A 24,269-nucleotide genomic window follows, 5' to 3' on the forward strand; every position below is an offset into this window, starting at 1 on the left:
CCTCTCTATCGCAGGCCATCGGTTGGCTCAGCTCTCAGCGTCGCATGAACCGCCGATTCCCAAAAGAGCGACTGCCCCACCCGCAAGAACACGGAATGGCAGCCTGGTGCCAAAATCCAGCCGGCGGCGCCGCCGATTCGCGCACGGCCTGGGCCGAACCCCAGCGCGGCCGCCCTCTGCCCACCCCTGCCCCCCTGTGCCCGTTATCACCCTCTCGTGCCAAAGCTCGTGCCAAACGCTCCGGGCAGCAGGGGGCACATGAGGGATTCTGCGGGTTTCAGGAGGGCACAAAAGGGCAGCTAGAAATGCATTTCGTTATGCGTACATAAGAAAAAAGCCACTGGAAACTCAACGTTTCCAATGGCTTATCTATGGTAGCGGGAGAGGGATTTGAACCCCCGACCTTGGGATTATGATTCCCCTGCTCTGACCAGCTGAGCTATCCCGCCTCAGGAGAGGCCGCGTTATCGGAAAATGGCGGGCATCTGTCAAGCATGCTCGACGGCGGCGTGATGCGCGTTCGGCGCAGGGCGGTTCCGCTTGATCCAGCCGCCGCCGATGACCCGGTCGCCGTCATAGATCACGCCGGCCTGGCCCGGGGCGACACCGGTGGGCGCGGCGGCTTCCAGGATCAGTTCGGCGTTGTCCGTGCCGGTGGCGCTAAGGCGCGCCGGCACGGGCGGCTGGGCCGAGCGCAGCTTGACCAGCACCGGACGGTCGGCAGCGCTCTCGGCCGTGCGGTCGAGCCAATTCATCTCGCCCAGGTGCACGAGGCTGGTCGCCAGCGCCTCGCGCGGGCCGACCACGACACGGGCGGTCTCCGGCTCCAGCCGGATCACGAACAGTCGGTCGGCGTTGCCGCCCAAGGCCAGGCCACGGCGCTGGCCGACGGTGAAATTGATGATGCCCTCGTGCCGGCCCAGCACGGTGCCGCCGAGATCGACCACGTCGCCCGGCGTCAGCGCGCCGGGGCGCAGCTTCGCCACCAGGCTGGCATACGAACCTTCGGGCACGAAGCAGATGTCCTGGCTGTCCGGCTTGTCGGCCACGGCCAGGCCCAGGCGCTCGGCGATGGCGCGCGTCTCGGTCTTGGTCTGGTCGCCCAGGGGGAAGCGCAGGTAATCGAGCTGGTCGCGCGTGGTGGCGAACAGGAAATAGCTCTGGTCGCGCGACGGATCGGCACCGCGGTGCAGTTCGGCGCCGCCGGCACCTTCGACCCGGCGCACGTAATGGCCGGTCGCCAGCGCATCGGCGCCCAGGTCCTTCGCCACCGTCATGAGGTCGGTGAACTTGACGGTCTGGTTGCAGCGGATGCAGGGGATCGGCGTCTCGCCGGCCAGGTAGGTATCGGCGAAATCGTCGATCACCGACTGGCGGAAGCGCGATTCATAGTCGAGCACGTAATGGGGAATGCCCAACTGCTCGGCCACCCGCGCGGCATCGTAGATGTCCTGGCCGGCGCAGCAGGCACCTTTCTTGCCGACCGTCATGCCATGGTCGTAGAGCTGCAGGGTGACCCCGATCACGTCATGGCCCTGCTCGGCCAGAACCGCCGCGGTCACCGCGCTGTCGACGCCGCCGGACATGCCGACGACGATCCGGCTCGGAGCTGCCATGACGGTCTCAGACCTCCGTTCGGGCTATTTGTTCAGCAGGTTGCGCGAGCCCGGGGGCAAGGATACGACCAGGCCGTCGAGTTCGTCGCTGATGACGATCTGGCAGCCGAGCCGCGAGGTCTTGGTCAGGCCGAACGCCAGGTCGAGCATGTCTTCCTCGTCCTCGGTCGGATCCTTCAACACTTCGAACCAGCTGGGATCGATGATCACATGGCAGGTCGAGCAGGCGAGCGAGCCTTCGCAGGCGCCTTCCAGGTCGATGCCGTGCTTGTGGGCCACTTCCAGCACGGACAGACCGTTGGGCGCGTCCACTTCGCGGCGGTTGCCTTGGGTATCAACAAAAACCATCTTCGGCATGGAACGTCTCTTCGCCAGATCGCGAACCCGAAAGTCGCGTGAATGTCATGTGAGGCTGTCGATATCCCCCAGCCGCCGCCGCAGGTAAAGCGGATTCGCTGCAGGTCTCGCCCGCCCCCGCGCCGACGTCAGCCCGCCAGCGCTTCCGCCATGAGTGCCGCGCCGGTCACGACCGAACGATCGGGCTCGAAGCCGCCCAGCACCGGAACAGCCGACAGCGAGGCAGCCTCTTCGCCGGTGACCCGGTCGAGCAGCAGGCCGACCACGTCGTCGTGTCGCCCGACGAAATCGGCCAGGCCTTCGATCCGGTCCGCCAAATCATACTCGGCCAGGCGGACCGCGCCACCATCGACCGCGATCACGCCGGCCTCGAAGCCTGCGACGCCGCGCGCGATCCAGAGATAGTTCCGGTCGCCCCGGGTTTCGAGTTCGAGGGCCAGAGCGGCGGCGACGGGGGTCTCTACCAGGCGCAGCAGATCGAGACCGGCAGCCTCGACCGCCTGCAGCATGGCGGCGCGGGCGGCGGGGCCATGGCCGAGCGGGACGGACGCCACCGCGCGCGTCACCGGCCGTTTGGCCAGCAGCGACAGGTCGCGCCGCGCCGTCGCGATCAGGGCGGCGAGCCGCTCGGTCGCCGATTTGCCGCGGGGATCCAACTGGTCGGGAATGGCGAGCAGCCCCGGATCGACCCGGGTCGCGTCGGCCAGACCGGCGGCACCCACGACCAGATCGCCGTCGGCATCATAGCCGACCGTGCCGGGCTGGAAGTCGCCGCCGGCAGCACCGGCAACGATCTCCACATTGCCGCCGACCGCGATCGCCAGGCGCAAGCCGTTCGGCCCGAGCTCAATCCCGATCGCGATGCCCTGATCCTCCAGCGGATCGGCACCGCGGCTCGGTTCCTCGATCTGGATGAGCGTGGTCATGGCTGCGGACCGATCGGGCCTGGTGCCGGATCAGACGTGGAACGACTCGCCGCAACCGCAGCGACCCTTTTCGTTCGGGTTCTTGAAGGTGAATCCCGACTGCAGCGTGTCGTCCACATAATCCATTTCGGTACCGATCAGGAACATGGTCGCCTTCGGATCGATCAGAACCACGACACCCTTGTCCTCGACCACCTCGTCGAACCGGCCCTTTTCCTCGGCATATTCGATCGTGTAGCTCATGCCCGAACAGCCGCGGCTGCGCACGCCAACACGGATGCCCAGCGCCGGCTTGTCGCGCTGCGACAGCAGTTCGCGCACCCGCGCCGCCGCTGCGTCCGTCACGTTCATCGCCTGGAACCGTGCCATCGTCGAACCGCTCCAATTTTCACGCTGCAGGACCCGAGGCTACCATCGCCGCCGGCCATCACCAAATCAGGGATCTTATGTGGCGGCTTCCAGCGCCGGCCGCAAGCCCGCGCTGCGCAGCCCAGCCACCGCGGCAATCATCCGGCCGGCGGCACGCAGCAGTTCCGCCTCGGTCGTGAAGCGGCCGAAGCCGATGCGCACTGCCGACGCGGCCGTCGCATCGTCGAGCCCGAGCGCGCTCAGCACATAGGACGGCTCGACGTCGGCCGAGGTGCAGGCCGACCCGACGGAGAGCGCCAGATCCGGGAGTGCCGCCATCAGGGCGAGCGCCGACACGCCGGCGAAGCCGACGTTGAGATTGCCCGGAATACGGTCGGTCCGATTGCCATGGACCGCGACGCCTTCCAGCGCCTCCGTCAGGCGGTCGAGGAACGAGGCCGCGAGCCCGCCCAGCCGATCGGCCTCCGCCGCCCTCTCTCGTCCGGCGATCTCGGCCGCCGCGCCCAAAGCCACGATCAACGCCGGCGCGAGCGTACCGGACCGCAGGCCCCGCTCCTGCCCGCCGCCGGAAAACAGCGGCTCCAGCCGGACGCGCGGCCGGCGGCGGACATAGAGCGCGCCGATGCCCTTGGGCGCGTAGACCTTGTGGCCCGAGATCGACATCAGGTCGATCTTCTGGGCGGTGACGTCGAGCGGAACCTTGCCGAACGCCTGGGCCGCGTCGGTATGGAACAGCGCGCCGGCGGCCCGGGCGATCGCGCCGATCGCGGCCAGGTCCTGGATTACGCCGATCTCGTTGTTGACCGCCATGACCGAGACCAGCGCGGTCCGGTCGTCGATTGCGGCGGCGAGCCGGTCGAGATCGAGCCGGCCGTCGCGATCGACCGGCAGCACAGTCAGCTCGCATCCCTCGGCGACCAGGGTGCGGCAACTCTCCAGCACGCATTTATGCTCGGTCGCGACCGTGACGAGCTTGGAGCGGCGGCTCTTCAGGAACCGGACCGCACCCTTGATCGCCAGATTGTTCGATTCGGTGGCGCCCGAGGTGAAGACGATCTCGCGCGCCTCGGCGCCGATCAACGCTGCGACCTGCTCGCGCGCCCGCTCCACCGCGTCGGCCGCCTCCTGGCCGAACGCATGGGATGTGGAATGAGGGTTGCCGAAACGCTGCACCAGGTAAGGCATCATGGCATCGACCACGCGCGGATCGGTCGGTGTCGTCGCCTGGTAATCCAGATAGATCGCGTCCGGCGGCACGCGCGCTCCGTTGATCACGCGGCACTCCTGTTCGTTCGATGGCGCAGCGCCGCCCAGGCCTCGATCAGTCGGTCCAACTCACCCTCCGTCGTGTCTCGCCCCAGGCTGATGCGGATCGCCGCGGACGCCAGGTCCGGGGCAATGCCCATGGCGGTCAGCACGTGGCTGATGCGGACCTTGCCTGACGAGCAGGCCGAGCCGGCGCTGACGCCGATGCCGGCGAGATCGAGCGCCATGACTTGGGTTTCAGCCTTCACGCCCGGCATGGCGATGCACAGCGTGTTGGCAACGCGCGATGCCGCGGCGCCGAAGACGACGGCCGCCGGATCGATCCCGACCAGCCGGGCTGCCAGGCGATCCCGCAAACCGGCAAGCCGACCGTACGGCTCCAGCTCGGCTACCGCCGCCTCGATCGCCAGGCCGAACCCGACGATGCCCGCGACATTCTCGGTGCCGGCCCGATAGCCTTTTTCCTGGCCGCCGCCGGTCGTCAGCGCCCGCAGCGGCAGCCTGGGAGCCAGGGCCAGCGCCGCCATGCCCTGGGGTCCGCCGAGCTTGTGTGCCGAGACGGTGGCGAGATCCAGCCCCAAGGCCGCCATATCGAACGGCGCCTTGCCGAGGATCTGGATCGCGTCGCAATGGACCAGCGCACCGGCCGCATGGGCCAGGCGGACGATCTCGGCGATCGGCTGCAGTGCGCCGGTCTCGTTGTTGGCGGCCATGACCGACACCAGCGCCGCGCCGTCCGCGAGCAGCCGCTCCAATGCGGCGAGATCGACGATGCCGTCCACGGTCACCGGGATCTCGACCGCGTCGGGCAGGGCGGCACGCACTGAATCATGCTCGATCGCCGAGCGAAGCACCCGGCCGTCGATCTTGAGGCCCCGCAGCGCCAGATGATTGGCCTCGGTCCCGCCCGAAGTGAAGACGATCTCGCCGCTGGCCGGCACGCCAAGAGCCTGGGCTACCTGGCGCCGCGCGGTCTCGACCCGCCGCCGGGCCGCACGGCCCTGGGCATGGACAGACGACGGATTGCCGGGTTCGCCCAGCACGTCGACCATGGCCGACAACACGGCCGGCCGAAGCGGCGTCGTGGCATTATGGTCGAGAAAGACGAAGGGGTGGACGGGCACAATCGTCATATTCGACGGCGCACCGTCTCGACCAGTTCGGGGGTCGGCTCGTCGAAGGCGACATGCGGGGCCTGGGCCTCCAACTCGTTGACGCGGGCGCGCAGGCTGGCGACCTCGTCGAGCAGCCCCTTCAGCGCGCGGGCCACCGGATCGGGCAGGTCTTCGCACGGCGTGCCGTAGGGCATGAAGCTGTCGTCGCAATGCTCGTCGCGGCCGTTGGCGCGCGACACCGGTTTCGCCGGAATTCCGACCACGGTCGTATGCGGCTCGACCGCCGAGACCACGACGGCATTGGCGCCGATCCGGGCGCCCTCGCCGACCGTGAAGCCACCCAGCACCTGGGCGCCGGACCCCACGATCACGTTATTGCCGAGCGTCGGATGGCGCTTGCCCTTGTGCAGGGTCGTGCCGCCGAGCGTTACCCCCTGATACAGCGTGACGTCGTCGCCGACCTCGGCCGTGGCGCCGATCACGACGCCCATGCCGTGGTCGATGAACAGCCGCCGGCCGATCCTGGCCCGGGGATGGATCTCGATGCCGGTCAAGGTACGGGCGACTTGGCTCAGCCACCGTGCCGGCAGCTTCAGATCGCGATGCCACAGCCAGCTGGCGACCCGATGGGCCGCTACGGCCTGGATACCCGGATAGCACAGCGCCACTTCCCAGAAAGACCGGGCGGCCGGATCGCGGGTCATCACCGCTTGGATGTCGTCACGTAGGTTTTGCAGAAACATGGGATCCCGCCATGATAGGATCGGTGAAAGCAAATGATCGCAGCAGCCATTCGCCGCCGGAACACCTTCACGCTTGCGGCAGCGTCCCTACCCTGTCACTCCATATAGTTTATCAGACCGACCCCATCAAGATTGGCAGCCCTCGACATGAGCCGTGCTAATTCCACCGCGCCCATGTCCGAGCCCGGCAACGAATTTCAGCTTTTCGGGATTGAGGGCGTGACTGCCGGAGGACTTTGCCAGCATGCCTGAGGTTATTATCAACGGCCCCGAAGGGCGGATCGAGGGTCGTTACCAGCATTCCAAGGAACCGAATGCGCCGATCGCGCTGTTGCTGCACCCGCATCCGCAGCACGGCGGGACGATGAACAACAAGATCGTCTATGCGCTGTTCCGGGCCTTCACCAAACGCGGCTTCTCCACGCTCCGCTTCAATTTTCGCGGCGTCGGCCGCAGCCAGGGCAGCTTCGATCGCGGCGAGGGCGAGCTGTCGGATGCCGCCTCGGCGCTCGATTGGCTGCAGACCTACAATCCCAATGCCGCCGGCTGCTGGATCGGCGGCTTCTCGTTCGGCGCCTGGATCGGCATGCAACTGCTGATGCGCCGGCCGGAGATCGACAGCTTCATCTCGATCGCACCGCCGGCCAGCACGTTCGATTTCTCGTTCCTGGCGCCCTGCCCCTCGTCGGGCCTGATCGTTCATGGCGAGAAGGACGACCTGGTTCCGGTCGAATCCGTGCAGAAGCTGGTCAACAAGCTGTCCCACCAGCGCGACATCAAGATCGACTACCGCATCCTCAAGGGCGCCGGCCATTTCTTCACCGACCAGATGGTCGAGCTGGAGGCCTCGGTGTCGGAATATCTCGACACCCACCTGGAATCGACCCTGATCCAGCAGCCGAAGCGCTGACGCCCCAAGCCTAGAAGACCGGCGGCCGGTCCAGCCGACCGCCGGTCAGCGCCCGCGGCACCCGCGTGGTGCCGGGGAAGCTCAGGGGCAGGCCGGCCAGGCTGCGCACCGCCAGATAACCGAACGCCTGCGCCTCCAGCGCGTCGCCGTCCCAACCTATGACGTCGACCGGTTCGACCGGCACGTTGAAGCCGGCGGCCAGCCCGTCCATCAGCGCCCGATTGTGCCGCCCGCCACCCGTGACGAGCCAGCGCAGCGGAGCCGTCGGAAGATGCCCGCGGGCCGCCAGCGCGGCCGCGACCGTGCAAGCGGCGAGCGTCGCCGCCCCATCGGCCGCATTGAGGTGGTCAGGCCGGAAGCGCGCGAAATCGTCCCGGTCGAGCGATTTGGGCGGTCGGCGCGCGAAGAACGCATGCTCCAGGAAACGCCCGACGAAGGCATGGTCGATCGTGCCGCGCCGCGCCGTCTCGCCGCCGGCATCGAACGCCGCACCCGCCTTCGCCCGCATCCAGTCGTCGATCGGTGCATTGCCGGGCCCCGTGTCGAAAGCCACGAGATCGTCGGCGCCCGGCCCGATCCAGGTGATGTTGGCGACCCCGCCGATGTTGAGGATGGCGAGCGGCTTCGCCAGGCCCGCCACCAGGGCCCGGTGATAGACCGGAACGAGCGGGGCGCCCTCGCCCCCGGCCGCGACGTCGGCCGTGCGGAAATCGGAAACGACGGGAACGCCGGTCAGCCGCGCCAGCAGGCCGCCATCGCCGATCTGCCAGGTCCGGCCCTGGTCCGGCCGATGCAGGATGGTATGGCCGTGAAAACCGATCAGGTCGACGTGGTCGAGGCCGTGATCCGCCCGCAGCCGACCCACCGCCTCGGCGTGCAGCTCCGTCAGGCGACGCTCGACCGTGCGGATTTCTTCCGTCGCCACCGTCTGCCCCAGGATGGCGCGCAGCGCATCACGGAAATCGCCCGGGTACGGCACGGTCAGCGACGGGCCGGTCGCGACCCGGTCGAGGCCGTCGGTGTCCACCAGGGCCGCATCGATGCCGTCGAGCGAGGTGCCGCTCATCAGACCGATCGCCCTCATGCCGTGCCCGCTCATCGTCCCGCCCTTCCGAAAGCCCGAAGGCCCGTGCTAAACCGCTTTGCCCGGCCCCGAGCCGGCGCCTTCATTCTCCGGACGATCATGACCGAACCCACGTCGCTGCTCCTGAAGACCCTCGTCGATCGCGGCCATTTCCACCAGTGCACGGATATCGAGGCACTGGACAAGGCCGCCAGCGAAAAGATCGTCACCGGTTATATCGGCTTCGACTGCACGGCGGACAGCCTGCATGTCGGCAGCCTGACCCAGATCATGACCTTGCGCCGGATGCAGCAGGCCGGGCACAAGCCGATCGTGCTGATGGGCGGCGGCACCACACGCATCGGCGACCCGTCCGGCAAGGACGAGGCGCGCTCGCTGCTGACCGACGAGCAGATCGCCCACAACATGGCCGGCATCCGCAAGGTGTTCAGCCAGTACCTGACCTTCGGCGACGGCCCGACCGACGCGGTGATGGTCAACAACAATGACTGGCTGGATGGGCTGCAGTACATCGCGTTCCTGCGCGACTACGGCCGGCACTTCTCGGTCAACCGCATGCTGAGCTTCGACAGCGTGAAGCTGCGGCTCGAGCGCGAGCAGCCGCTGTCGTTCCTCGAATTCAACTACATGATCCTGCAGGCCTATGATTTCGTCGAGCTGGCGCGCCGGCTCGATTGCAGCGTGCAGTTCGGCGGGTCGGACCAGTGGGGCAACATCGTCAACGGCGTCGAGCTCGGCCGCCGGGTGCTGGGCCGCGAGCTCTACGGCTTCACCTCGCCGCTCCTGACCACCGCGTCGGGCGCCAAGATGGGCAAGTCGGCCTCGGGTGCGGTCTGGCTGAACGCCGACAAGCTGGGCGCTTACGAGTTCTGGCAATATTGGCGGAACACCGAGGATGACGACGTCGCCCGCTTCATGAGGCTGTTCACCGAACTGCCGCTCGACGAGATCGCCCGACTGACGGCGGAGAACGGCCCCGGCATCAACGACGCCAAGAAGGTGCTGGCGAACGAAGTGACGGCGATGGCCCATGGCCATGCCGCCGCCGAAGCCGCGGCCGAGACCGCGCGCCGGGTGTTCGAAGAAGGGGCGACGGGCGAGGGCATGGCCCGGATCGAGGTCGCGAAGACCGACCTCGACGGCGGCATCGCCGTGGTCGAGCTGTTCGTGCGCGCCGGCCTCGCGGCTTCGAACGGCGAGGCCCGCCGGTTGATCAAGGGGGGCGGCGGCCGGATGAACGACGTCGCCTTGACCGACGAGCGTCATAATGCCGGCGCCGCAGACGTCACCGCGGAGGGCGTGATCAAGTTGACGGCCGGGAAGAAGCGGCATGCGCTGATTGTTCCGGTCTAATTCCCGTCGTTCATGAATCCTGAAGGATGTTCGCTTCACACTGCGACCCGCATAGATAGATACCGCGGGGCTCGACGCGTGCCCGGGGCAGACGATCCGGCGGACACGCGGCCGGAACAGAACGTTCATTCGCGGATCGCCTACGGTTCATGTCCCAGGATCTTCTCGAAGCTCTCAAGGCGCATACCCTTTGGCTGCGCGGGCGCGGCGGCACCAGGCTCGACAAGCCGTGGGCCGATTTCGCCGGCGTCAGCTTCACCGGCTGCACGCTGACCCGCGCCCGCCTGCCCGGCGCGCGCTTCGACTATGCCGATATCAGCAGTGGTGATTTCGAAGGGGCCGATCTGTTCGCGTCGAGCTTCGACAGCGCCACGCTGTTTCGGGCGAATTTCCGCGGTGCCGACCTGCGCGGGGCCAATTTCAAGAACGCCATGCTGGCCGAGGCCGATTTCACCGGCGCCGATCTCACGGGCGGCCTGCTGTTCGATGCCCGGCCCGGCGATCGCAAGATGACCGACCAGCTCGGCCGCCGCACCGGCGCCGATCTCAGCAACGCCGACCTCTCCATGGCCCATGGCGGCGGCGCCGCCTTCAAGGGCGCGCTGCTGGCCGGCGCCATCCTGCGCGGCGTCGACCTGTCCGGCGCCAATCTGCGCGGGGTCGATTTGACCGGCGCCGACCTGACCGACGCCAACCTGGACGGCGCCGATCTGCGGGCGGCCGTACTCACCGCCGCCGACCTGACCAATTGCTCGCTGGTCGACGCCAATGTCGAGCATTCCACCGGCCTCAGCCCCGAGGACGGCCCGCGCAAGCGGCTGGATCCGGACCTGCGCCTTGCGATCGCCCGCCATTGCACCTGGGCTCAGACCTTCGGTGCCAAGGGCGGCCAGGCGAACTTCACCGACCAGGACCTGCGCGGCTTCGTGCTGGCGAACCTCGACCTGTCGGCCGCCGTGTTCAAGGGCGCCAACCTCGATGGCGTCAACATGCGCGGCGGCAATTTCCTGCTGTGCGACTTCACCGACGCGCATCTGGCGAACTGCGACCTGACGCGCGCCCAGATGCGCGGCACCTGCCTCAAGAATGCAACCCTCGAGGGCTCCGACCTCAGCGAAGCCGATTTCACCGAGGCGGACATCCTGAACCACGAACGCAAGCCGACCGGCCGAAAATGGCCGGCCAACCTGCTGAGCGCACGCCTGATCAACTGCAAGGTCACGGGCGCGCGGTTCGACGGCGCCAACATGATCGGCGCCGACGTCACCAACACCGATCTGTCCGTCGCCTCGCTCGCCGGGGTGCGACGGTAGCCTTCCGCCGAGCTACGGTTTCTCCCCCGCCGGCGGCTCGACCCGCGGGTCCGAGATCGACGAGGCCGGTGCGTCGAACAGGAACAGCCGGCGCAGGAAGCCCGGCGCGAGCGCGCTCAGCGGATTGACGTTGATCTGGGGATCGTCCAGCGAACCCGACAGTCGGTAGTTCGCGGCGAACAGGCCGGTGCCCTCGCCCCCGGTGATCAGGTCGCCCAGCAACGGGATGTTGTTGAGGATACTGTTCAGCGTATAGGCCGGCACCAGGGTGCCGCTGAGGTCGATCAGGTCGTGATCGAGGTCGACCCAGCCGTCGGCATTGATGCCGATGGCACCGCCGGACGCGTGGGCGTCGCGCAACGTCAACCGGCCGCTCTTCAAGGTGAAATCGCTCTTGAACACCGCGAACGGCAGACCGTCGCCGGACAGCAGGCTGGCGATCGAGGTCAGCGACGCGACCGACAGGACGCGGGCCATGAACGGCGCCCGGATCACCCGATAGTCCGTCGCCTCGGCCTTGCCGGCATAGCGGCGCACGTCCCCGTCGGCGACGGCGTTGCCGCCGACCTTGAACTTGCCGCCGACCAGGTTTTCCGACACGTCGAACACCGTGAGCAGGGCGCCGAAATCGTCGGTCTCGAGCGCGAAGCCGCCGCCCGCTTCGATGCGATCCAGGTGGAATGAAGCTCTCCCCTTGGCGCCCAGCTGACCGTCGAGCTTGCCGTATTCGAGCCGGTTGTGGGCGATCAGGCCGTCGAAAACGATGCCGCGCATCTCGCGCTTCGGCCCCAGGATCAGATGGTCGGTCGACGCCGCGATGGCGAGCGTCGGCCCCTCGTCCTTCGCCTTGTCGTCCGGACTGGCCTCGCCCAGCTTTTTCAGCAAGGGTCCGATATCGATCGCGGGTCCCTTGCCGCGGATCACCCAGGTTCCTTCGGGTGCCCGCTCGACCGAACCGGTCGCGTCGGTGCCGCCCAGCTTGAGGCGCGTCAGATCGGCCCGCCGGATCTGCCCGCCTTCCAGGCTCATGGTCGCGTCGAGATCGAGATCGCCGGCGGTGGCCTTGAGCGGGGCGAGCGTGCCGATGACGCCGTCCACCATGTCGAAGCCGACGGTGGCGCGGCCGGCGACGCCGGCGGCCTTGGTCCAGCCGACGGTATCGATGGTCAGGCGCGAGGGGGTCAGATCGAACGTCGCATCGACCCGGGAACGATGATCGTCGAATACCTGGTAGGTCACATCGACGCCGGCCGGCCCATGCAGGATGGTCGGGATCGGATCGATGCCGAACCGCTGGCGCGCACGATCGTCCACGATCGCCTTGGCGTGGACCTGGCTGCGCGCGGCCAGCTTGCCGCCGAGCCGCTCGACCCAGCGCGCCTCGGTCGGCACGCCATCGAGCTTGCCGGTGCCGTCGAGCGTCAGCGCGGACTTGTCGAGCGTGAGCGAGAAACGACCCTCGGTAACGTCGCGGTCGAACACCGCCTTCTTGACCCCCAGATCGGCGAGTTCGGCCTTGGCGGCATACTCGATCTCGTCGAAACCCAGGTCGCGTTTCAGCGGCATGGCCAGATGCAAGGTTCCGTCGGCCGTGCCCGCCGTCCGCTTTGGCTCCAGTCCGATCTTCCGGGCATAGCCCAGCGGCTTCTGGTCGAGCACCGTCAGCACGTCCGGCACGGGTCCCTGGATACCGACGTCGATCGTCATGTGCTGCACGTCGGCATCGAACTGGTCGATCCGGATCGCCCCCTGGGGCACGTGCAGGCCGAGCAGACCACCCGAGGAGACGGCGAAATCCATCGCGTCCTGGGTGAAGTCGATCTGGGCGTCGACGCCCTGCAGCTTTGGCAGGCCATGCAGATAATCGACGGTGAAGCCGGTCAGCCCCATGCGGCCCTTGAAGGTGATGCCGCTCAGCCGCAGGGGAAACTGCTCGAGTGCCGCGGTCGCGGTCAGGTCCAGCCGGTCGATCTTGCCGGCCGACAGGTTCGCGACGATCCATTCCCGCGCGTGTTCGGCCAGCCCGTCCGGCCAGGTCTTGGCCAGCCGATCCATCGTCATGCCGGTGATGGTGAGGCCGCCGGTCAGCGGCAGGTTGTCGGCCGATGGTTCGGCCAGGGCCGGCTGCACGCCGTCGAGCGTCGCGTGGGCATCGAGCACGGGCCCGTTCATGTCGAGGCGCAAGCGGCCGAGCGTGAGGCGGCGATTGGCAGGGTCGTAGTCGGCCTCGACATTCAGCGCCTTGACGGCGAGCTGCCCTCCGGCGAGTTGCGGGTCGACCACCGCGCCGGCGCCGCCGACCAGGCGGAAATGCACGTCGCCCAGGCGGCCGGCGAACAGGCGCGCGCGACCGTCGAGCGTACCCGATAGGGGCAAGCGGATCTCGGACGCGATCGCCAGCTCCGGCGGCAAGGCCGACGCCCATTTCGCCGGATCCAGGCCATCGAGCGCCAAACCGAACTGCGCCTGGTCCGTTGCGTTATCGTAATGAACATGGCCGGATACTTTGGTGGCGCCCTCGCCCAGCCCCAAACCGGCCGAGGTTTCGCCCGACAGGCCGTCCGGCGTGCGCGTCAGGTCGAGCTCGCCGTCGGTCACGTGCCAGATCACCTCGTTTTCCCGGTCGTCGACCGTGACCGACGCCTGGAGGATCGAAACCTGGTTCAACAGGCGCAGGGGATCGTTCGGCTGCGGCTTGCCGGCGAAACCGTGCAGCAGCGCGATCAGCGAGTCGGGTGGCGGGGCTGCCGCCGGCTCTGCGGGGGCCGATGGCGTGCCCTGGCCCAGATCGACCCCGATCGATCCGCCCGCCGTGCGCAGGATCTGCAGTTTCGGGCCGATGAGCGAGATCCGGGTCGGCTCGACCCGGCCGGCCAGCACGCCGCGCAACGCGACCGTGACCGACAGTTTCGGCAGGGACACGACGGTGATGCCGGCAAGATCGGTCACGCGCACGCCGGTCGCGACCAGTTCCGCGGTCGATTGCCCGGCGATCCAATTGAGCGATGTCCGATCGATCTCGACCGCCAGCGGATCGGACTGGGTATTGAGCCAGGCGACCAGCTCCGGCTTCAGGAAACCCAGTTCGAGGGGGCCGGATTGCAGCCGGAGCGCCAGAATCCCGACGCAGAGCAGCGCCAGGGCGACCAGGCCGCCGACACCTTCGAGCAGCCAGAGCAGCAGATGGGTCCAGAAGCGGCGGCGAACGCGCAATGAGGGCGTCTCGGCCGGATCGGTCGAGTCCTCGGCCGATCTCGTCTCCGCCTCGTCGTTCATCGTGGATAGTCGTGCCCTGCCGGCGCAGCCGACGCAAGGGTTGCGTCGCACACCGGGCCGCTTGCGATGAAGCCCGCCGGGCGCTACGTCAGGGAGCCACAAGAGGAACCGGGATGTCCCTGCCTTTCACGCTGGCCGAACGGGTGCACAAGGCACGCCTGCCGGCACCGGCCGATATCGCCCAGGCCGAGACCGAATGGGAGCGATGGGCCGCGGCCGGTGCCGCTGTCGACGAATCGCTCGGCCGCGCCATGGCGGCGGTCGCGGCGGATCCAACGGCGCGCGCGTGGCTCGACGCCGTGTTCGGCAATTCGCCCTACCTGACGCGGCTGGCACTGCGCGAGCCGGCAGTGGTGCTGGCTACCCTGACCGATGGCGCCGAGGCAGCCCTCGCGGCGGCGCTCCAGGGACTGGAGGCGTTGACCGGGCATGAGCCGCGCGGCGACACCATGGCGCAGCTGCGCGTCGCCAAGCGCCGTGCCGCCCTGGTCATCGCGCTGGCCGACATCGCGGAAATCTGGCCCCTCACCCGGGTCACCGGCGCGCTGAGCGCGCTCGCCGATGCGGCGCTGAAGGCGGCCTGGCGCCATCTGCTGGTCGGCACCGCCAAGCTCGGACAATTGGCGCTCGCCCATCCGGACGACCCCGAACGCGATTGCGGGGTGATCGTGCTGGGGATGGGCAAGCTGGGCGCCCACGAGCTCAATTATTCCTCGGACATCGATCTCATCATCCTGTTCGATGCGGACCGGATGGATTACCGCGGGCGCGACGACGTCCAGAGCCTGATGGCGCGGCTGGCCCGCGACCTGGTCAAGCTGCTGGAGGAACGGACCGCCGATGGCTACGTCTTCCGCACCGACCTGCGCCTGCGCCCCGACCCGGCCTCGACACCGCCCGCAGTCTCGGTCGCGGCGGCCGAAGGCTATTACGGCAGCGTCGGCCAGAACTGGGAACGGGCCGCCATGATCAAGGCGCGGCCCGTCGCCGGCGACATTCCGGCCGGCCAGGCCTTCCTGAAGGCGCTCGGGCCGTTCATCTGGCGCAAGCACCTGGATTTCGCCGCGATCCGCGACATCCATTCGATCAAGCGGCAGATCGACGCGCGCCATGGCGCGCCGGCGCCCGGCCTCGCTGGCCACAACATCAAGCTGGGCCACGGCGGCATCCGCGAGATCGAGTTCTTTGCCCAGACCCAGCAGCTGATCTGGGGCGGCCGCGAACCCGCGCTGCGCAGCCCCGGCACGATCGAGACGCTGGAAGGCCTGGTGGCGGCCGGCCGGCTGGCCGACCCGATCGCCGACGACCTTGCCCATGCCTACCGGGTGCTGCGCCGGGTCGAGCATCGGCTGCAGATGATCGAGGACGCGCAGACCCACAGCCTGCCGACCGATCCCAAGGCGCTCGACCGGCTCGCGATCTTCCTCGGTTTTCAGGATGCCGCGCGGTTCGCCGCCGACCTGGGCCAGGAACTGTCGGTCGTGCGCCGGCATTTCGCCGAGCTGTTCCGCGGCGCCCCGACGCTGTCGGCGGAAGGCAACCTGGTGTTCACCGGCAAGGAAGTCGACCCGGACACGCTCGCGACGCTCAAGACCATGGGGTTCAGGTCGCCGACCCCGGTCGCCGCTGCGATCCGCGGCTGGCATCATGGCCGCATCCGCGCCACGCGCAGCAGCCGCGCCCGCGAGTTGCTGACCGAATTGACCCCGGCCCTGCTGCGCGTGCTGGGCAAGACCGCCGACCCGGATTTCGCCTTCACCCGGTTCGACGAGTTCCTGGGCCGGTTGCCGGCCGGCGTGCAGCTGTTCTCGCTGTTCCAGCATCATCCGGACCTGCTGCAGCTGGTCGCCGAGATCATGGGCGAGTCGCCGCAGCTCGCGGTCCAGCTGGCCCGCCGCCCGCTCCTGCTCGACGGCGTGATCAGCGGTGCCTTCTTCATCCCGCTGCCCAACGACGAACGGGGCTTGCGCCGCGCGCTGACCCGCGACCTGGGCCTGTCGGTGGCGCGTGCCGGCGACTATGAGGACGTGCTCGACCTGACCCGGCGCTGGGCCAACGACCGCAAGTTCCAGATCGGCGTCCAGCTGCTGCAGGGCCGTATCGAGGGCGCGCGCTCCGGCCGGCATTTCTCCGCCGTGGCCGACATCGTGATCGCGGCCCTGCTGCCGCGGGTCGAAGAGGAATTCGCCCGCCAGCACGGCCAGATTCCCGGCGGCCGTTTCGTCGTGCTGGGACTGGGCAAGCTCGGCAGCTTCGAATTGAACCAGCTGTCGGACCTCGACCTGATCTTCGTCTATTCGGTGCCGGACGATGCCGACACCTCGGACGGGCCGAAGCCGCTGGCCTATACGACCTATTACGCACGCCTGGGCCAGCGGCTGATCAACGCGCTGCAGGCGCCGACGGGCGAGGGCAATCTCTACGAGGTCGACATGCGGCTCCGGCCGTCGGGCAATGCCGGACCGATCGCATCCAGCCTCGACGGGTTCCTGAAGTACCATGCCGACCAGGCCTGGACCTGGGAGCGCATGGCGCTGACCCGTGCCCGCGCCGTGGCGGGCGAGGCCGGCTTCGCCCGCGAGGTCGAGGCGGCGATCGGGGGCATCCTGACCAAGCCGCGCGATCCGGACCGCCTGCTGCTCGACGTCGACGACATGCGGATCCGCATCGAGAAGGCCCACCCGAAGCCAAAGCCCTGGGATGCCAAGCACCGGCGCGGCGGGCTGGTCGACCTGGAATTCATCGCGCAGTACCTGCAACTGCGGGTCGGGCCGGAAGATCCGGGCGTGCTGGCGACCGCGACGGCCGTGGCGTTCCGCCAGCTGATCGCGGCCCGCCGGATCGATCCGGAAATCGGTGCCGAACTGCTCGAGGGCCTATATTTCTGGCATCAGGTGCAGGGCGTGCTGCGCGTTGCGCTCGGCAAGGAAGCCGAGCAGAGCGGCGCGCCGGACCTTCTGGCCCGCGCGCTGGCCCGGGCGACCGGCACCAAGGACGCCACCCAAGCGCACGACCGGCTGGACGAGATGGCAGCGCGCGGCCTTGCCCTCTACGAACGGGTGGTCGCCCGCCCCGCTGCCGCACTGCGGCTCGCCGACCCAGACCATCAACCGACGGAGATCAAGCTACCATGAGCCTCAGCATCGGCGACAAGGCCCCGGATTTCACGCTGCCGACCGACGGCGGCGGCACGATCGGCCTCGCCGGCCTCAAGGGCAAGAAGGTCATCCTGTATTTCTACCCCAAGGATGACACGCCGGGCTGCACCAAGGAGGCCTGCGGCTTCCGCGACGCCCTGCCGGACTTCGGCAGCGTGGACGCGGTCGTGATCGGCGTGTCCAAGGACACGGCCGCGAAGCACGACAAGTTCAAGAAGAAGTACGAGCTGCCGTTCACGCTGGGCGCCGACGTCCACGGCACAGTGACCGAGGCCTACGGGTGCTGGGTCGAGAAGAGCCTGTACGGCAAGAAATACATGGGCATCGATCGCGCGACCTTCCTGATCGACGGCGACGGTGTGCTGCGGGGCATCTGGCACAAGGTCAAGGTCGACGGTCATGTCGACGCGGTGCTGCAAGCGGCCAAGGCGCTCTGAACCGCGTGGCGGCGAGCCTCGTCGACGGTGCGGTCGAGATCCTGCGGACCGCCGCCCCGGCCGAGAAGATCCGGCTGACCCATGCGCTCGCCGACCGATGGCGGGCCGGCGGGATCGAGCTCGGTGCCGGTCCGCCGCCGCCCGACCGGCCGGCGCGACCGGCGGCACCGGCGTTGCTGCTGCCGCGCGACATGCCGAAGCGCCGCTCCGGCGGTGGCCTGCCCAGCCGAGTGGCCCTGCTGCACGCGCTGGCCCATATCGAGCTGAACGCGCTCGATCTGGTCTGGGACCTGGTCGCCCGCTTCGCAGATCCGGCCTTGCCCCGGGAATTCTGGAGCGACTGGGTCAAGGTGGCCGACGAGGAAGCGACCCATCACGGCCTGCTGGCCACGCGGCTCGCCGACCTGGGCGCCGCCTACGGTGACCTGCCGGCCCATGACGGGCTGTGGCAGGCGGCGGAGGCGACGGCCCATGACCTGCTGGCACGCCTCGCCATCGTGCCGCTGGTGCTGGAAGCGCGCGGGCTGGACGTCACGCCGCAGATGATCCTGGGGCTCGACCGGTTCGGCGATACGGCGAGTGCCGACGTGCTGCGCGTCATCTATCGCGACGAGATCGGCCATGTCGCCATCGGCCGGCGCTGGTTCGACGCGGTCTGCGCGACCCGGTCGCTCAATCCGGAACCGACCTGGCAGGACCTGGTGCGCCGCCATTTCAAGGGCGCGCTGAAGCGCCCGTTCAACACCGAGGCGCGCGACCTGGCCGGCCTGCCGGCGGATTTCTACGAACCGCTGGCGGCCTTGATTGACGGGGAAAGGGCCTAATGCGCCTGACCTTCCTCGGCACCGGCGATGCGTTCGGCAGCGGTGGGCGGCTCAATACCTGCTTCCACCTGGATCGCGGCGCTGCCAGCCTGCTGATCGACTGCGGTGCCTCCAGCATGATCGCGATCCGCCGTGCGGGTGTCGATCCGAACGCCATCGCCACTATCCTGATCAGCCATCTGCATGGCGACCATTTCGGCGGCCTGCCGTTCTTCATCCTCGATGCGCAGCTGGTCAGCCGGCGGACGACACCCCTGACCCTGGTCGGGCCGCCCGGCCTCGCCGAACGCCTCGACCGGCTGATGGAGGCGATGTTCGCCGGCTCGAGCAAGGCCGCGCGCAAGTTCGCGGTCACGGTGGTCGAGCTGGAGCCCGGCACGCCCGAGACCATCGACGACCTGACCGTGACCGGCTTCGAGGTCCTGCACCCGAGCGGCGCGCCGTCGTTGGCTTTGCGACTGGCGGCCGATGACCAGGTCATCGCCTATACCGGCGACACCGAATGGGTGCCGGCGCTGATCGACGCCGGCCGGAACGCCGACCTGCTGATCGCCGAGGCCTATTTCTACGATCGTCCGGTCCGCTTCCACCTGGACTACGCGACGCTCCAGTTCCATCTGCCGGAGATCGGCGCCAAGCGGGTCATCGTCACCCACATGTCGCCCGAGATGCTGGACCGGGTCGCGGAACTGGGTATCGACGCCGCCGAGGACGGGCTGGCGATCGAGATCCCTTAGGCACCCGCCCGCATGGTCTGCTGGGCAAATGCCGTCAGCAAAGCCAGCCCTTCCGGCCAGGCACCAAGGCCGCTCTGGCCGTTGATGTGACCGACGGGACCGATTTCCACGATGCGGCTGCCCCATTCGCCGGCTTTCGCGTGCGCATGGTCGAGCGTTCCGTAAGGGTCGTCGGAACTGGCGACGATGAGCGAAGGACATCGAAGATCGCCGACGGGCGTCTTCGCAAAAGCTGCGGCCTCGGTCGGGAATGCCGGGGAATCCGGGTCCGGAACGGCGACGAGAAAGGCGCCCGCGATGGGGAGGGACGAAGCGCGTTGCCAATGGATGACCAGCAGGCACGCGAGGCTGTGGGCCACGAGCACCGGCGGCCCGTTGGCCGCCGCGACCGCCCGGTCCAGCGCGGCGAGCCAGTCATCGAGATCGGGTCGATCCCAATCCCGCGGCCGGAAGCGGCGCATTTGCGGATTTCCCATTTCCCAATGGGATTGCCAGTGGGTCTCGCCCGATCCGCCGATGCCAGGGAGAATGATGAATTCGGTCATGGATTCCTCTCGTTTCACCGAAGGATTTTGTCGGCATCCCGGCGCAGTTGGAATGCGAAGCCATCGGGAAACGCGCGTTTTCTCCGATGAATTCAAACCAGGAAGCCTGAAAAAGCCGGTCTGTCTTCCACGCGCCCCTGCCCTCCATGCCCTTGCATCGATGGGCTCGAACGTTATTAGTGGCGGATTCTCACGCGTTGCCGGCCGGAGCGGAGCCAATGCTCGACGCCAAGAACCTGTTCACCTATTCCAAGTTCTGGGCGAAGCGCTTTGGACCGGCGCCGTTCCTCCCGATGAGCCGCGCCGAAATGACGGCGTTGGGCTGGGACAGCTGCGACGTCATCATCGTGACCGGCGACGCCTATATCGACCATCCGAGTTTCGGCATGGCGATCATCGGCCGGCTGCTGGAGGCCCAGGGTTTCCGCGTCGGCATCATCGCGCAGCCCGACTGGACCAGCGCCGAAGCGTTCAAGGAGCTGGGCAAGCCGAACCTGTTCTTCGGCGTCACCGCCGGCAACATGGACAGCCTGGTCAACCACTACACGTCCGACCGGCGGCTGCGGCACAACGACAGCTATACGCCCGATGGTGCCATGGGCAAGCGGCCGGACCGCGCCGTGCTGGTCTATAGCCAGCGCTGCCGCGAGGCGTTCAAGGACGTGCCGATCGTGCTGGGCGGCATCGAGGCGTCGCTGCGCCGGATCGCGCAATATGATCATTGGTCGGAAAAGGTGCGCCGCTCGGTCCTGGTCGATGCCAAGGCCGACATCCTGGTCTATGGCAATGCGGAGCGCGCGATCTGCGAGATCGCCCATCGCGTGGCCGCCGGCGAACGGGTGCGCGAGATCCGCGATATCCGCGGCACCGCCTTCCTGGTCGACAGAGTGCCGGACGGTTTCACCGTGGTCGCGCCCGACCTGGTCGACGAGGCCGTGCCGGAACTGACCGCCGACAGCGGCCCGTGGGTCGTATCGGAAAGCCTGCGCAAGACCCCGGCGCCGACCGGGCCGGACTTGGATGTGCTGGACCTGGACGAACTGGACCTGGACGAACTGGACCTGGACGAGAATGGCGAGCGGGTGGCGCCCGATGCGGCGGCGCTCGCGCGCTCCCGCCCCGATCCGTCGGCCACCGTGGTGCGCCTGCCGGCGTTCGAACAGGTCAAGGACGACAAGATCCTCTATGCCCACGCGTCGCGCATCCTGCACCAGGAGAGCAATCCCGGGAACGCACGCCCGCTGGTGCAGCGCCATGGCGACAAGGAACTGTGGCTGACCGCGCCGCCGATCCCGCTCCAGACGCCGGAGATGGACGGGGTCTACGACCTGCCTTATGCCCGGGCGCCGCATCCCGCCTATGGCGACGCCAAGATCCCGGCCTGGGACATGATCCGTTTCTCGGTCAACATCATGCGCGGCTGCTTCGGCGGCTGTTCCTTCTGCTCGATCACCGAGCATGAGGGCCGCATCATCCAGAGCCGCTCGGAAACCTCGATCCTGCGCGAGATCGAGGAGATCCGCGACAAGGTCGAGGGCTTCACCGGCGTCATCTCCGACATCGGCGGCCCGACCGCGAACATGTACCGGCTCGCCTGCAAGGATAAGAAGATCGAGGCAGTGTGCCGCCGGCCGTCCTGCGTCTATCCGGACATCTGCAAGAACCTCAACACCGACCATCAGCCGCTGATCGAGCTGTATCGCAAGGCGCGGGCGATCAAGGGCATCAAGAAGATCCATGTCGCGTCCGGCCTGCGCTACGACCTCGCGGTCAAGAGCCCGGAATACATCAAGGAGCTGGTGACCCACCATGTCGGCGGGTACCTCAAGATCGCGCCCGAGCATACCGAAGACGGGCCGCTATCCAAGATGATGAAGCCCGGCATGGGCGCCTACGACCGGTTCAAGGAACTGTTCGACAAATACGCCAAGGAAGCCGGCAAGCAGTATTACCTGATCCCGTACTTCATCGCGGCCCACCCGGGCACGACGGACGAGGACATGATGAACCTGGCGCTCTGGCTGAAGCGCAACAAGTTCCGCGCCGACCAGGTCCAGACTTTCCTGCCCTCGCCCATGTCCTTGTCGGCGACCATGTTCCATACCGAGCAGAATCCGCTCCGCCCGATCCGGCGCAAGGACGGCGAGACCGTATTCTCGGCGCGCGGCCTGAAGCAGCGGCGGCTGCATAAGGCGTTCCTGCGCTACCACGACCCGGAAAACTGGCCGACCTTGCGCGACGCGCTGAAGGCGATGGGCCGCGCCGACCTGATCGGCCCGGGCGCCCACCAACTGGTGCCCGCCTGGCAGCCGCCGGGCACCGGCAAGGGCGCGCCCTCGACCCGACCGACCAGCCGCAAGCCGGGCGGCACCACGCCGTTCATGCAGCAACCGGCAAAGGGTGGGCGGAAGGTGGGACCAGGCGAGCGGGCGCGGCGGGGGTAGGACCCTGCTCAGGGATTGCCCTCGTAGTTCATCCAGTCGGAGTTGGTCACGGTGGTCTCCCATCGGCTGGAGGCCAGGGACGAGGCGCGAAAGTTTTCGAGAAATGTGCGGACCTGCTCGTAAGTCAGCGGCAGGACCATGCCTTGCGTCGCGGCATCAAAATCCGGCTCGGTTAAGAAGGCGGCATATCCAAGCCAGACGAAGGAGACCTGGAGCTTCTGCCGGCGAACGGCGGCGTCGATCTGGCCTGCGGTATAAAAGGGCGATGCCCCGTAACCGATGACGAGCGCCGTCTGTAGTCTTTGCGCATACCGGCGGCCTGCCTGCCGCAAGCGAAATCTCTCGATCAGACCCATCTGGCCATGCCATCCGCTCGGGGTTCGATGACGCCATGTTCCGCGTTTCGTCAGCAACCTCATCTTATCGTCGATTCTGGGTTTTGTGGAGATTACGCACTCAGTGGACTCCACAGCGCGCCGGTTATTCTGTCGAACGACCGGAGTTCGCCGCGCTCATCGCTTTTCCCGCCACCGCAGTGGCTTCTTGGTCTGCTAGCTCTTTCCGTCGTCATGACCGGGCTCGACCCGGTCATCCACGCGGCGCGGCAGAGCAATTTCAGGCCTGACGCCGCCACAGTCTCGACCGACTATGGTTGAGATCAATCCAGATCACTGACCGCCCCCTCGACACCCTTCAGCCGTGAAGCGAGCGAGGCTTCCAGGAACAGGTCGATGTCGCCGTTCAGCACGGCGCCGGAATTGCCGGTCTCGGCGCCGGTGCGCAGGTCCTTGACCATCTGGTAGGGCTGCAGCACGTAGGACCGGATCTGGTGGCCCCAGCCGATCTCCGTCTTGGTCGCATTCAAGGCATCGGCCGCGGCCTCGCGCTTCTGCAACTCGGCCTCGTAGAGGCGGGCGCGCAGCATGTCCCAGGCGACCGCGCGGTTGCGGTGCTGCGACCGGTCCTGCTGGCACGACACGACGATGCCGGACGGGATATGGGTGATGCGGATCGCACTGTCAGTCTTGTTGACGTGCTGGCCGCCTGCGCCCGACGCCCGGAACGTATCGATGCGGCAATCCTTTTCCTGGACGTCGACCTCGATCTTGTCGTCGACCACCGGATAGACCCAGGCGGACGCGAAGCTGGTCTGGCGCCGTGCCTGGCTGTCGAACGGCGAGATGCGCACCAGGCGGTGCACACCGCTCTCGGTCTTCAGCCAGCCATAGGCGTTCGTGCCGATGAACTTGAGCGTGGCGGACTTGAGCCCGGCCTCTTCGCCCGGGCTTTCTTCCAGCCACTCGGTCTTGTAGCCGTGGTCCTCGGCCCAGCGCGTGTACATGCGCACGAGCATCAGCGCCCAATCCTGCGCCTCGGTCCCGCCGGCACCGGCATGGATTTCGATGTAGCAGTCGTTGGCGTCTGCATCGCCCGACAGCAGGCTTTCCAGCTCGCGCTTGGCCACTTCGGCCTTGAGCGTCGCGAGATTGGCCTCCGCTTCGGTCACCAGCTCGGGCTCGTTCTCGGCCTCGGCCAGCTCGATCATCTCGAGCGCGTCGGCCAGTTGCGCCTCGATCTTGCGATAGCCGTTGATGGCATTGTCGAGCTTGTTGCGCTCGCGCATCACCTCCTGTGCGGCGGCGGCGTCGTTCCACAGGTTCGGGTCTTCGGCCTTGGCGTTCAGCTCATCGAAACGACGGAGAGATTTCTCCCAGTCAAAGATGCCTCCTCAGCAGGGCCAACGACGAGCGGATCTCGTCGGCCACCGCTAGAATTTCCGCACGCATGCGTCACTC

20 protein-coding genes and 1 tRNA gene are annotated in these 24,269 nt (G+C 67.7%); 8 read left to right on the forward strand and 13 right to left on the reverse strand.

Features of this window, described 5'->3' with window-relative positions; all coding sequences use genetic code 11:
- Positions 1-372 precede the first annotated feature (372 nt).
- From VGV37_RS07475 to cysE, 8 genes are all read right to left on the reverse strand, one after another.
- A tRNA-Met gene (locus tag VGV37_RS07475) sits at positions 373-449 on the reverse strand.
- A gap of 39 nt (positions 450-488) precedes the next feature.
- Positions 489-1,616, reverse strand: coding sequence for a tRNA 2-thiouridine(34) synthase MnmA (mnmA, locus tag VGV37_RS07480; protein ID WP_326879018.1), 1,128 nt, complete (start codon positions 1,614-1,616; stop codon positions 489-491).
- A gap of 24 nt (positions 1,617-1,640) precedes the next feature.
- Positions 1,641-1,973, reverse strand: coding sequence for a ferredoxin family 2Fe-2S iron-sulfur cluster binding protein (locus VGV37_RS07485; RefSeq protein ID WP_326879019.1), 333 nt, complete (start codon positions 1,971-1,973; stop codon positions 1,641-1,643).
- A 128-nt stretch (positions 1,974-2,101) separates the two neighbouring features.
- The gene (locus VGV37_RS07490) at positions 2,102-2,899 is read right to left on the reverse strand and encodes an Hsp70 family protein (protein ID WP_326879020.1); all 798 of its coding nucleotides are present in this window, start codon (positions 2,897-2,899) and stop codon (positions 2,102-2,104) included.
- A gap of 30 nt (positions 2,900-2,929) precedes the next feature.
- A complete protein-coding gene (locus tag VGV37_RS07495) occupies positions 2,930-3,268 on the reverse strand; it encodes an iron-sulfur cluster assembly accessory protein (RefSeq protein ID WP_326879021.1) in 339 nt (112 codons plus the stop codon).
- Positions 3,269-3,343: 75 nt separating this feature from the next.
- Positions 3,344-4,543, reverse strand: a complete 1,200-nt coding sequence (locus tag VGV37_RS07500) for an aminotransferase class V-fold PLP-dependent enzyme (protein ID WP_326879022.1) — start codon at positions 4,541-4,543, stop codon at positions 3,344-3,346.
- Positions 4,540-5,667, reverse strand: coding sequence for a cysteine desulfurase family protein (locus VGV37_RS07505; protein WP_326879023.1), 1,128 nt, complete (start codon positions 5,665-5,667; stop codon positions 4,540-4,542). The genes VGV37_RS07500 and VGV37_RS07505 overlap by 4 nt, the downstream gene beginning before the upstream one ends.
- Positions 5,664-6,392 (reverse strand): serine O-acetyltransferase, encoded by a 729-nt coding sequence (gene cysE, locus VGV37_RS07510; RefSeq protein ID WP_326879024.1) that lies wholly within the window; start codon positions 6,390-6,392, stop codon positions 5,664-5,666. The genes VGV37_RS07505 and cysE overlap by 4 nt, the downstream gene beginning before the upstream one ends.
- A 244-nt stretch (positions 6,393-6,636) precedes the next feature.
- On the opposite strand from cysE, the gene VGV37_RS07515 reads away from it, so the two are divergent.
- The gene (locus VGV37_RS07515) at positions 6,637-7,302 is read left to right on the forward strand and encodes an alpha/beta hydrolase (RefSeq protein ID WP_326879025.1); all 666 of its coding nucleotides are present in this window, start codon (positions 6,637-6,639) and stop codon (positions 7,300-7,302) included.
- Positions 7,303-7,312: 10 nt separating this feature from the next.
- Here the strand turns inward: VGV37_RS07515 and VGV37_RS07520 are convergent, their stop codons facing one another.
- Positions 7,313-8,386: an anhydro-N-acetylmuramic acid kinase gene (locus tag VGV37_RS07520; RefSeq protein WP_326879026.1), complete on the reverse strand. Its 1,074-nt coding sequence runs from the start codon at positions 8,384-8,386 to the stop codon at positions 7,313-7,315.
- A 99-nt stretch (positions 8,387-8,485) separates the two neighbouring features.
- Here VGV37_RS07520 and tyrS point away from each other — a divergent pair, with 99 nt between their 5' ends.
- Complete coding sequence (gene tyrS / locus VGV37_RS07525) at positions 8,486-9,739, forward strand: tyrosine--tRNA ligase (RefSeq protein WP_326879027.1); 1,254 nt, start codon at positions 8,486-8,488, stop codon at positions 9,737-9,739.
- A 149-nt stretch (positions 9,740-9,888) separates the two neighbouring features.
- Positions 9,889-11,052: a pentapeptide repeat-containing protein gene (locus tag VGV37_RS07530; RefSeq protein WP_326879028.1), complete on the forward strand. Its 1,164-nt coding sequence runs from the start codon at positions 9,889-9,891 to the stop codon at positions 11,050-11,052.
- Positions 11,053-11,064: 12 nt separating this feature from the next.
- On the opposite strand, the gene VGV37_RS07535 is transcribed toward VGV37_RS07530, so the two are convergent.
- Positions 11,065-14,328 (reverse strand): AsmA-like C-terminal domain-containing protein, encoded by a 3,264-nt coding sequence (locus VGV37_RS07535; RefSeq protein ID WP_326879029.1) that lies wholly within the window; start codon positions 14,326-14,328, stop codon positions 11,065-11,067.
- 113 nt (positions 14,329-14,441) lie between these two features.
- On the opposite strand from VGV37_RS07535, the gene VGV37_RS07540 reads away from it, so the two are divergent.
- From VGV37_RS07540 to VGV37_RS07555, 4 genes are read left to right on the forward strand one after another with little or no spacing between them, the layout of a single operon-like run.
- On the forward strand, positions 14,442-17,462 hold the full coding sequence (locus tag VGV37_RS07540) for a bifunctional [glutamine synthetase] adenylyltransferase/[glutamine synthetase]-adenylyl-L-tyrosine phosphorylase (RefSeq protein WP_326879030.1): 3,021 nt from the start codon (positions 14,442-14,444) through the stop codon (positions 17,460-17,462).
- A complete protein-coding gene (gene bcp, locus VGV37_RS07545; protein ID WP_326879031.1) occupies positions 17,459-17,923 on the forward strand; it encodes a thioredoxin-dependent thiol peroxidase in 465 nt (154 codons plus the stop codon). Before VGV37_RS07540 ends, bcp begins: the two co-directional genes overlap by 4 nt.
- A gap of 5 nt (positions 17,924-17,928) precedes the next feature.
- Positions 17,929-18,747 (forward strand): ferritin-like domain-containing protein, encoded by an 819-nt coding sequence (locus tag VGV37_RS07550; RefSeq protein WP_326879032.1) that lies wholly within the window; start codon positions 17,929-17,931, stop codon positions 18,745-18,747.
- On the forward strand, positions 18,747-19,484 hold the full coding sequence (locus VGV37_RS07555) for an MBL fold metallo-hydrolase (protein WP_326879033.1): 738 nt from the start codon (positions 18,747-18,749) through the stop codon (positions 19,482-19,484). The genes VGV37_RS07550 and VGV37_RS07555 overlap by 1 nt, the downstream gene beginning before the upstream one ends.
- Here VGV37_RS07555 and VGV37_RS07560 read toward each other — a convergent pair.
- Positions 19,481-20,029: an RBBP9/YdeN family alpha/beta hydrolase gene (locus VGV37_RS07560; protein ID WP_326879034.1), complete on the reverse strand. Its 549-nt coding sequence runs from the start codon at positions 20,027-20,029 to the stop codon at positions 19,481-19,483. The genes VGV37_RS07555 and VGV37_RS07560 overlap by 4 nt on opposite strands.
- 218 nt (positions 20,030-20,247) lie before the next feature.
- Between VGV37_RS07560 and VGV37_RS07565 the strand changes: the two genes are divergently transcribed.
- Positions 20,248-22,473, forward strand: coding sequence for a YgiQ family radical SAM protein (locus VGV37_RS07565; protein ID WP_326879035.1), 2,226 nt, complete (start codon positions 20,248-20,250; stop codon positions 22,471-22,473).
- 8 nt (positions 22,474-22,481) lie between these two features.
- Here VGV37_RS07565 and VGV37_RS07570 read toward each other — a convergent pair whose 3' ends face one another.
- Together VGV37_RS07570 and prfB are read right to left on the reverse strand one after the other, a co-directional pair.
- Entirely contained in the window at positions 22,482-22,829 is a 348-nt protein-coding gene (locus VGV37_RS07570) for a DUF6559 family protein (protein WP_326879036.1), read from the reverse strand.
- Between the two features lie 302 nt (positions 22,830-23,131).
- Positions 23,132-24,260 (reverse strand): peptide chain release factor 2 gene (prfB, locus tag VGV37_RS07575; RefSeq protein ID WP_326879037.1). Its coding sequence is split into 2 segments (ribosomal slippage): positions 23,132-24,190 and positions 24,192-24,260, totalling 1,128 coding nucleotides; the frame shifts between segments, so codons are not numbered across the junction.
- Positions 24,261-24,269: the final 9 nt, after the last annotated feature.

This window comes from Aliidongia sp. (assembly GCF_035943795.1).
Lineage (GTDB): Bacteria > Pseudomonadota > Alphaproteobacteria > ATCC43930 > CGMCC-115725 > Aliidongia.

Bases quoted from the DNA above. Each gene is read 5' to 3' on its own strand.
- VGV37_RS07560 (WP_326879034.1), bottom strand. From the start codon at position 20,029: ATGACCGAATTCATCATTCTCCCTGGCATCGGCGGATCGGGCGAGACC.
- cysE (WP_326879024.1), bottom strand. From the start codon at position 6,392: ATGTTTCTGCAAAACCTACGTGACGACATCCAAGCGGTGATGACCCGC.
- VGV37_RS07535 (WP_326879029.1), bottom strand. From the start codon at position 14,328: ATGAACGACGAGGCGGAGACGAGATCGGCCGAGGACTCGACCGATCCG.
- VGV37_RS07515 (WP_326879025.1), top strand. From the start codon at position 6,637: ATGCCTGAGGTTATTATCAACGGCCCCGAAGGGCGGATCGAGGGTCGT.
- VGV37_RS07530 (WP_326879028.1), top strand. From the start codon at position 9,889: ATGTCCCAGGATCTTCTCGAAGCTCTCAAGGCGCATACCCTTTGGCTG.
- VGV37_RS07570 (WP_326879036.1), bottom strand. From the start codon at position 22,829: ATGGGTCTGATCGAGAGATTTCGCTTGCGGCAGGCAGGCCGCCGGTAT.
- tyrS (WP_326879027.1), top strand. From the start codon at position 8,486: ATGACCGAACCCACGTCGCTGCTCCTGAAGACCCTCGTCGATCGCGGC.
- VGV37_RS07490 (WP_326879020.1), bottom strand. From the start codon at position 2,899: ATGACCACGCTCATCCAGATCGAGGAACCGAGCCGCGGTGCCGATCCG.
- VGV37_RS07565 (WP_326879035.1), top strand. From the start codon at position 20,248: ATGCTCGACGCCAAGAACCTGTTCACCTATTCCAAGTTCTGGGCGAAG.
- VGV37_RS07505 (WP_326879023.1), bottom strand. From the start codon at position 5,667: ATGACGATTGTGCCCGTCCACCCCTTCGTCTTTCTCGACCATAATGCC.
- VGV37_RS07555 (WP_326879033.1), top strand. From the start codon at position 18,747: ATGCGCCTGACCTTCCTCGGCACCGGCGATGCGTTCGGCAGCGGTGGG.
- VGV37_RS07495 (WP_326879021.1), bottom strand. From the start codon at position 3,268: ATGGCACGGTTCCAGGCGATGAACGTGACGGACGCAGCGGCGGCGCGG.
- VGV37_RS07540 (WP_326879030.1), top strand. From the start codon at position 14,442: ATGTCCCTGCCTTTCACGCTGGCCGAACGGGTGCACAAGGCACGCCTG.
- VGV37_RS07520 (WP_326879026.1), bottom strand. From the start codon at position 8,386: ATGAGGGCGATCGGTCTGATGAGCGGCACCTCGCTCGACGGCATCGAT.
- mnmA (WP_326879018.1), bottom strand. From the start codon at position 1,616: ATGGCAGCTCCGAGCCGGATCGTCGTCGGCATGTCCGGCGGCGTCGAC.
- VGV37_RS07485 (WP_326879019.1), bottom strand. From the start codon at position 1,973: ATGCCGAAGATGGTTTTTGTTGATACCCAAGGCAACCGCCGCGAAGTG.
- bcp (WP_326879031.1), top strand. From the start codon at position 17,459: ATGAGCCTCAGCATCGGCGACAAGGCCCCGGATTTCACGCTGCCGACC.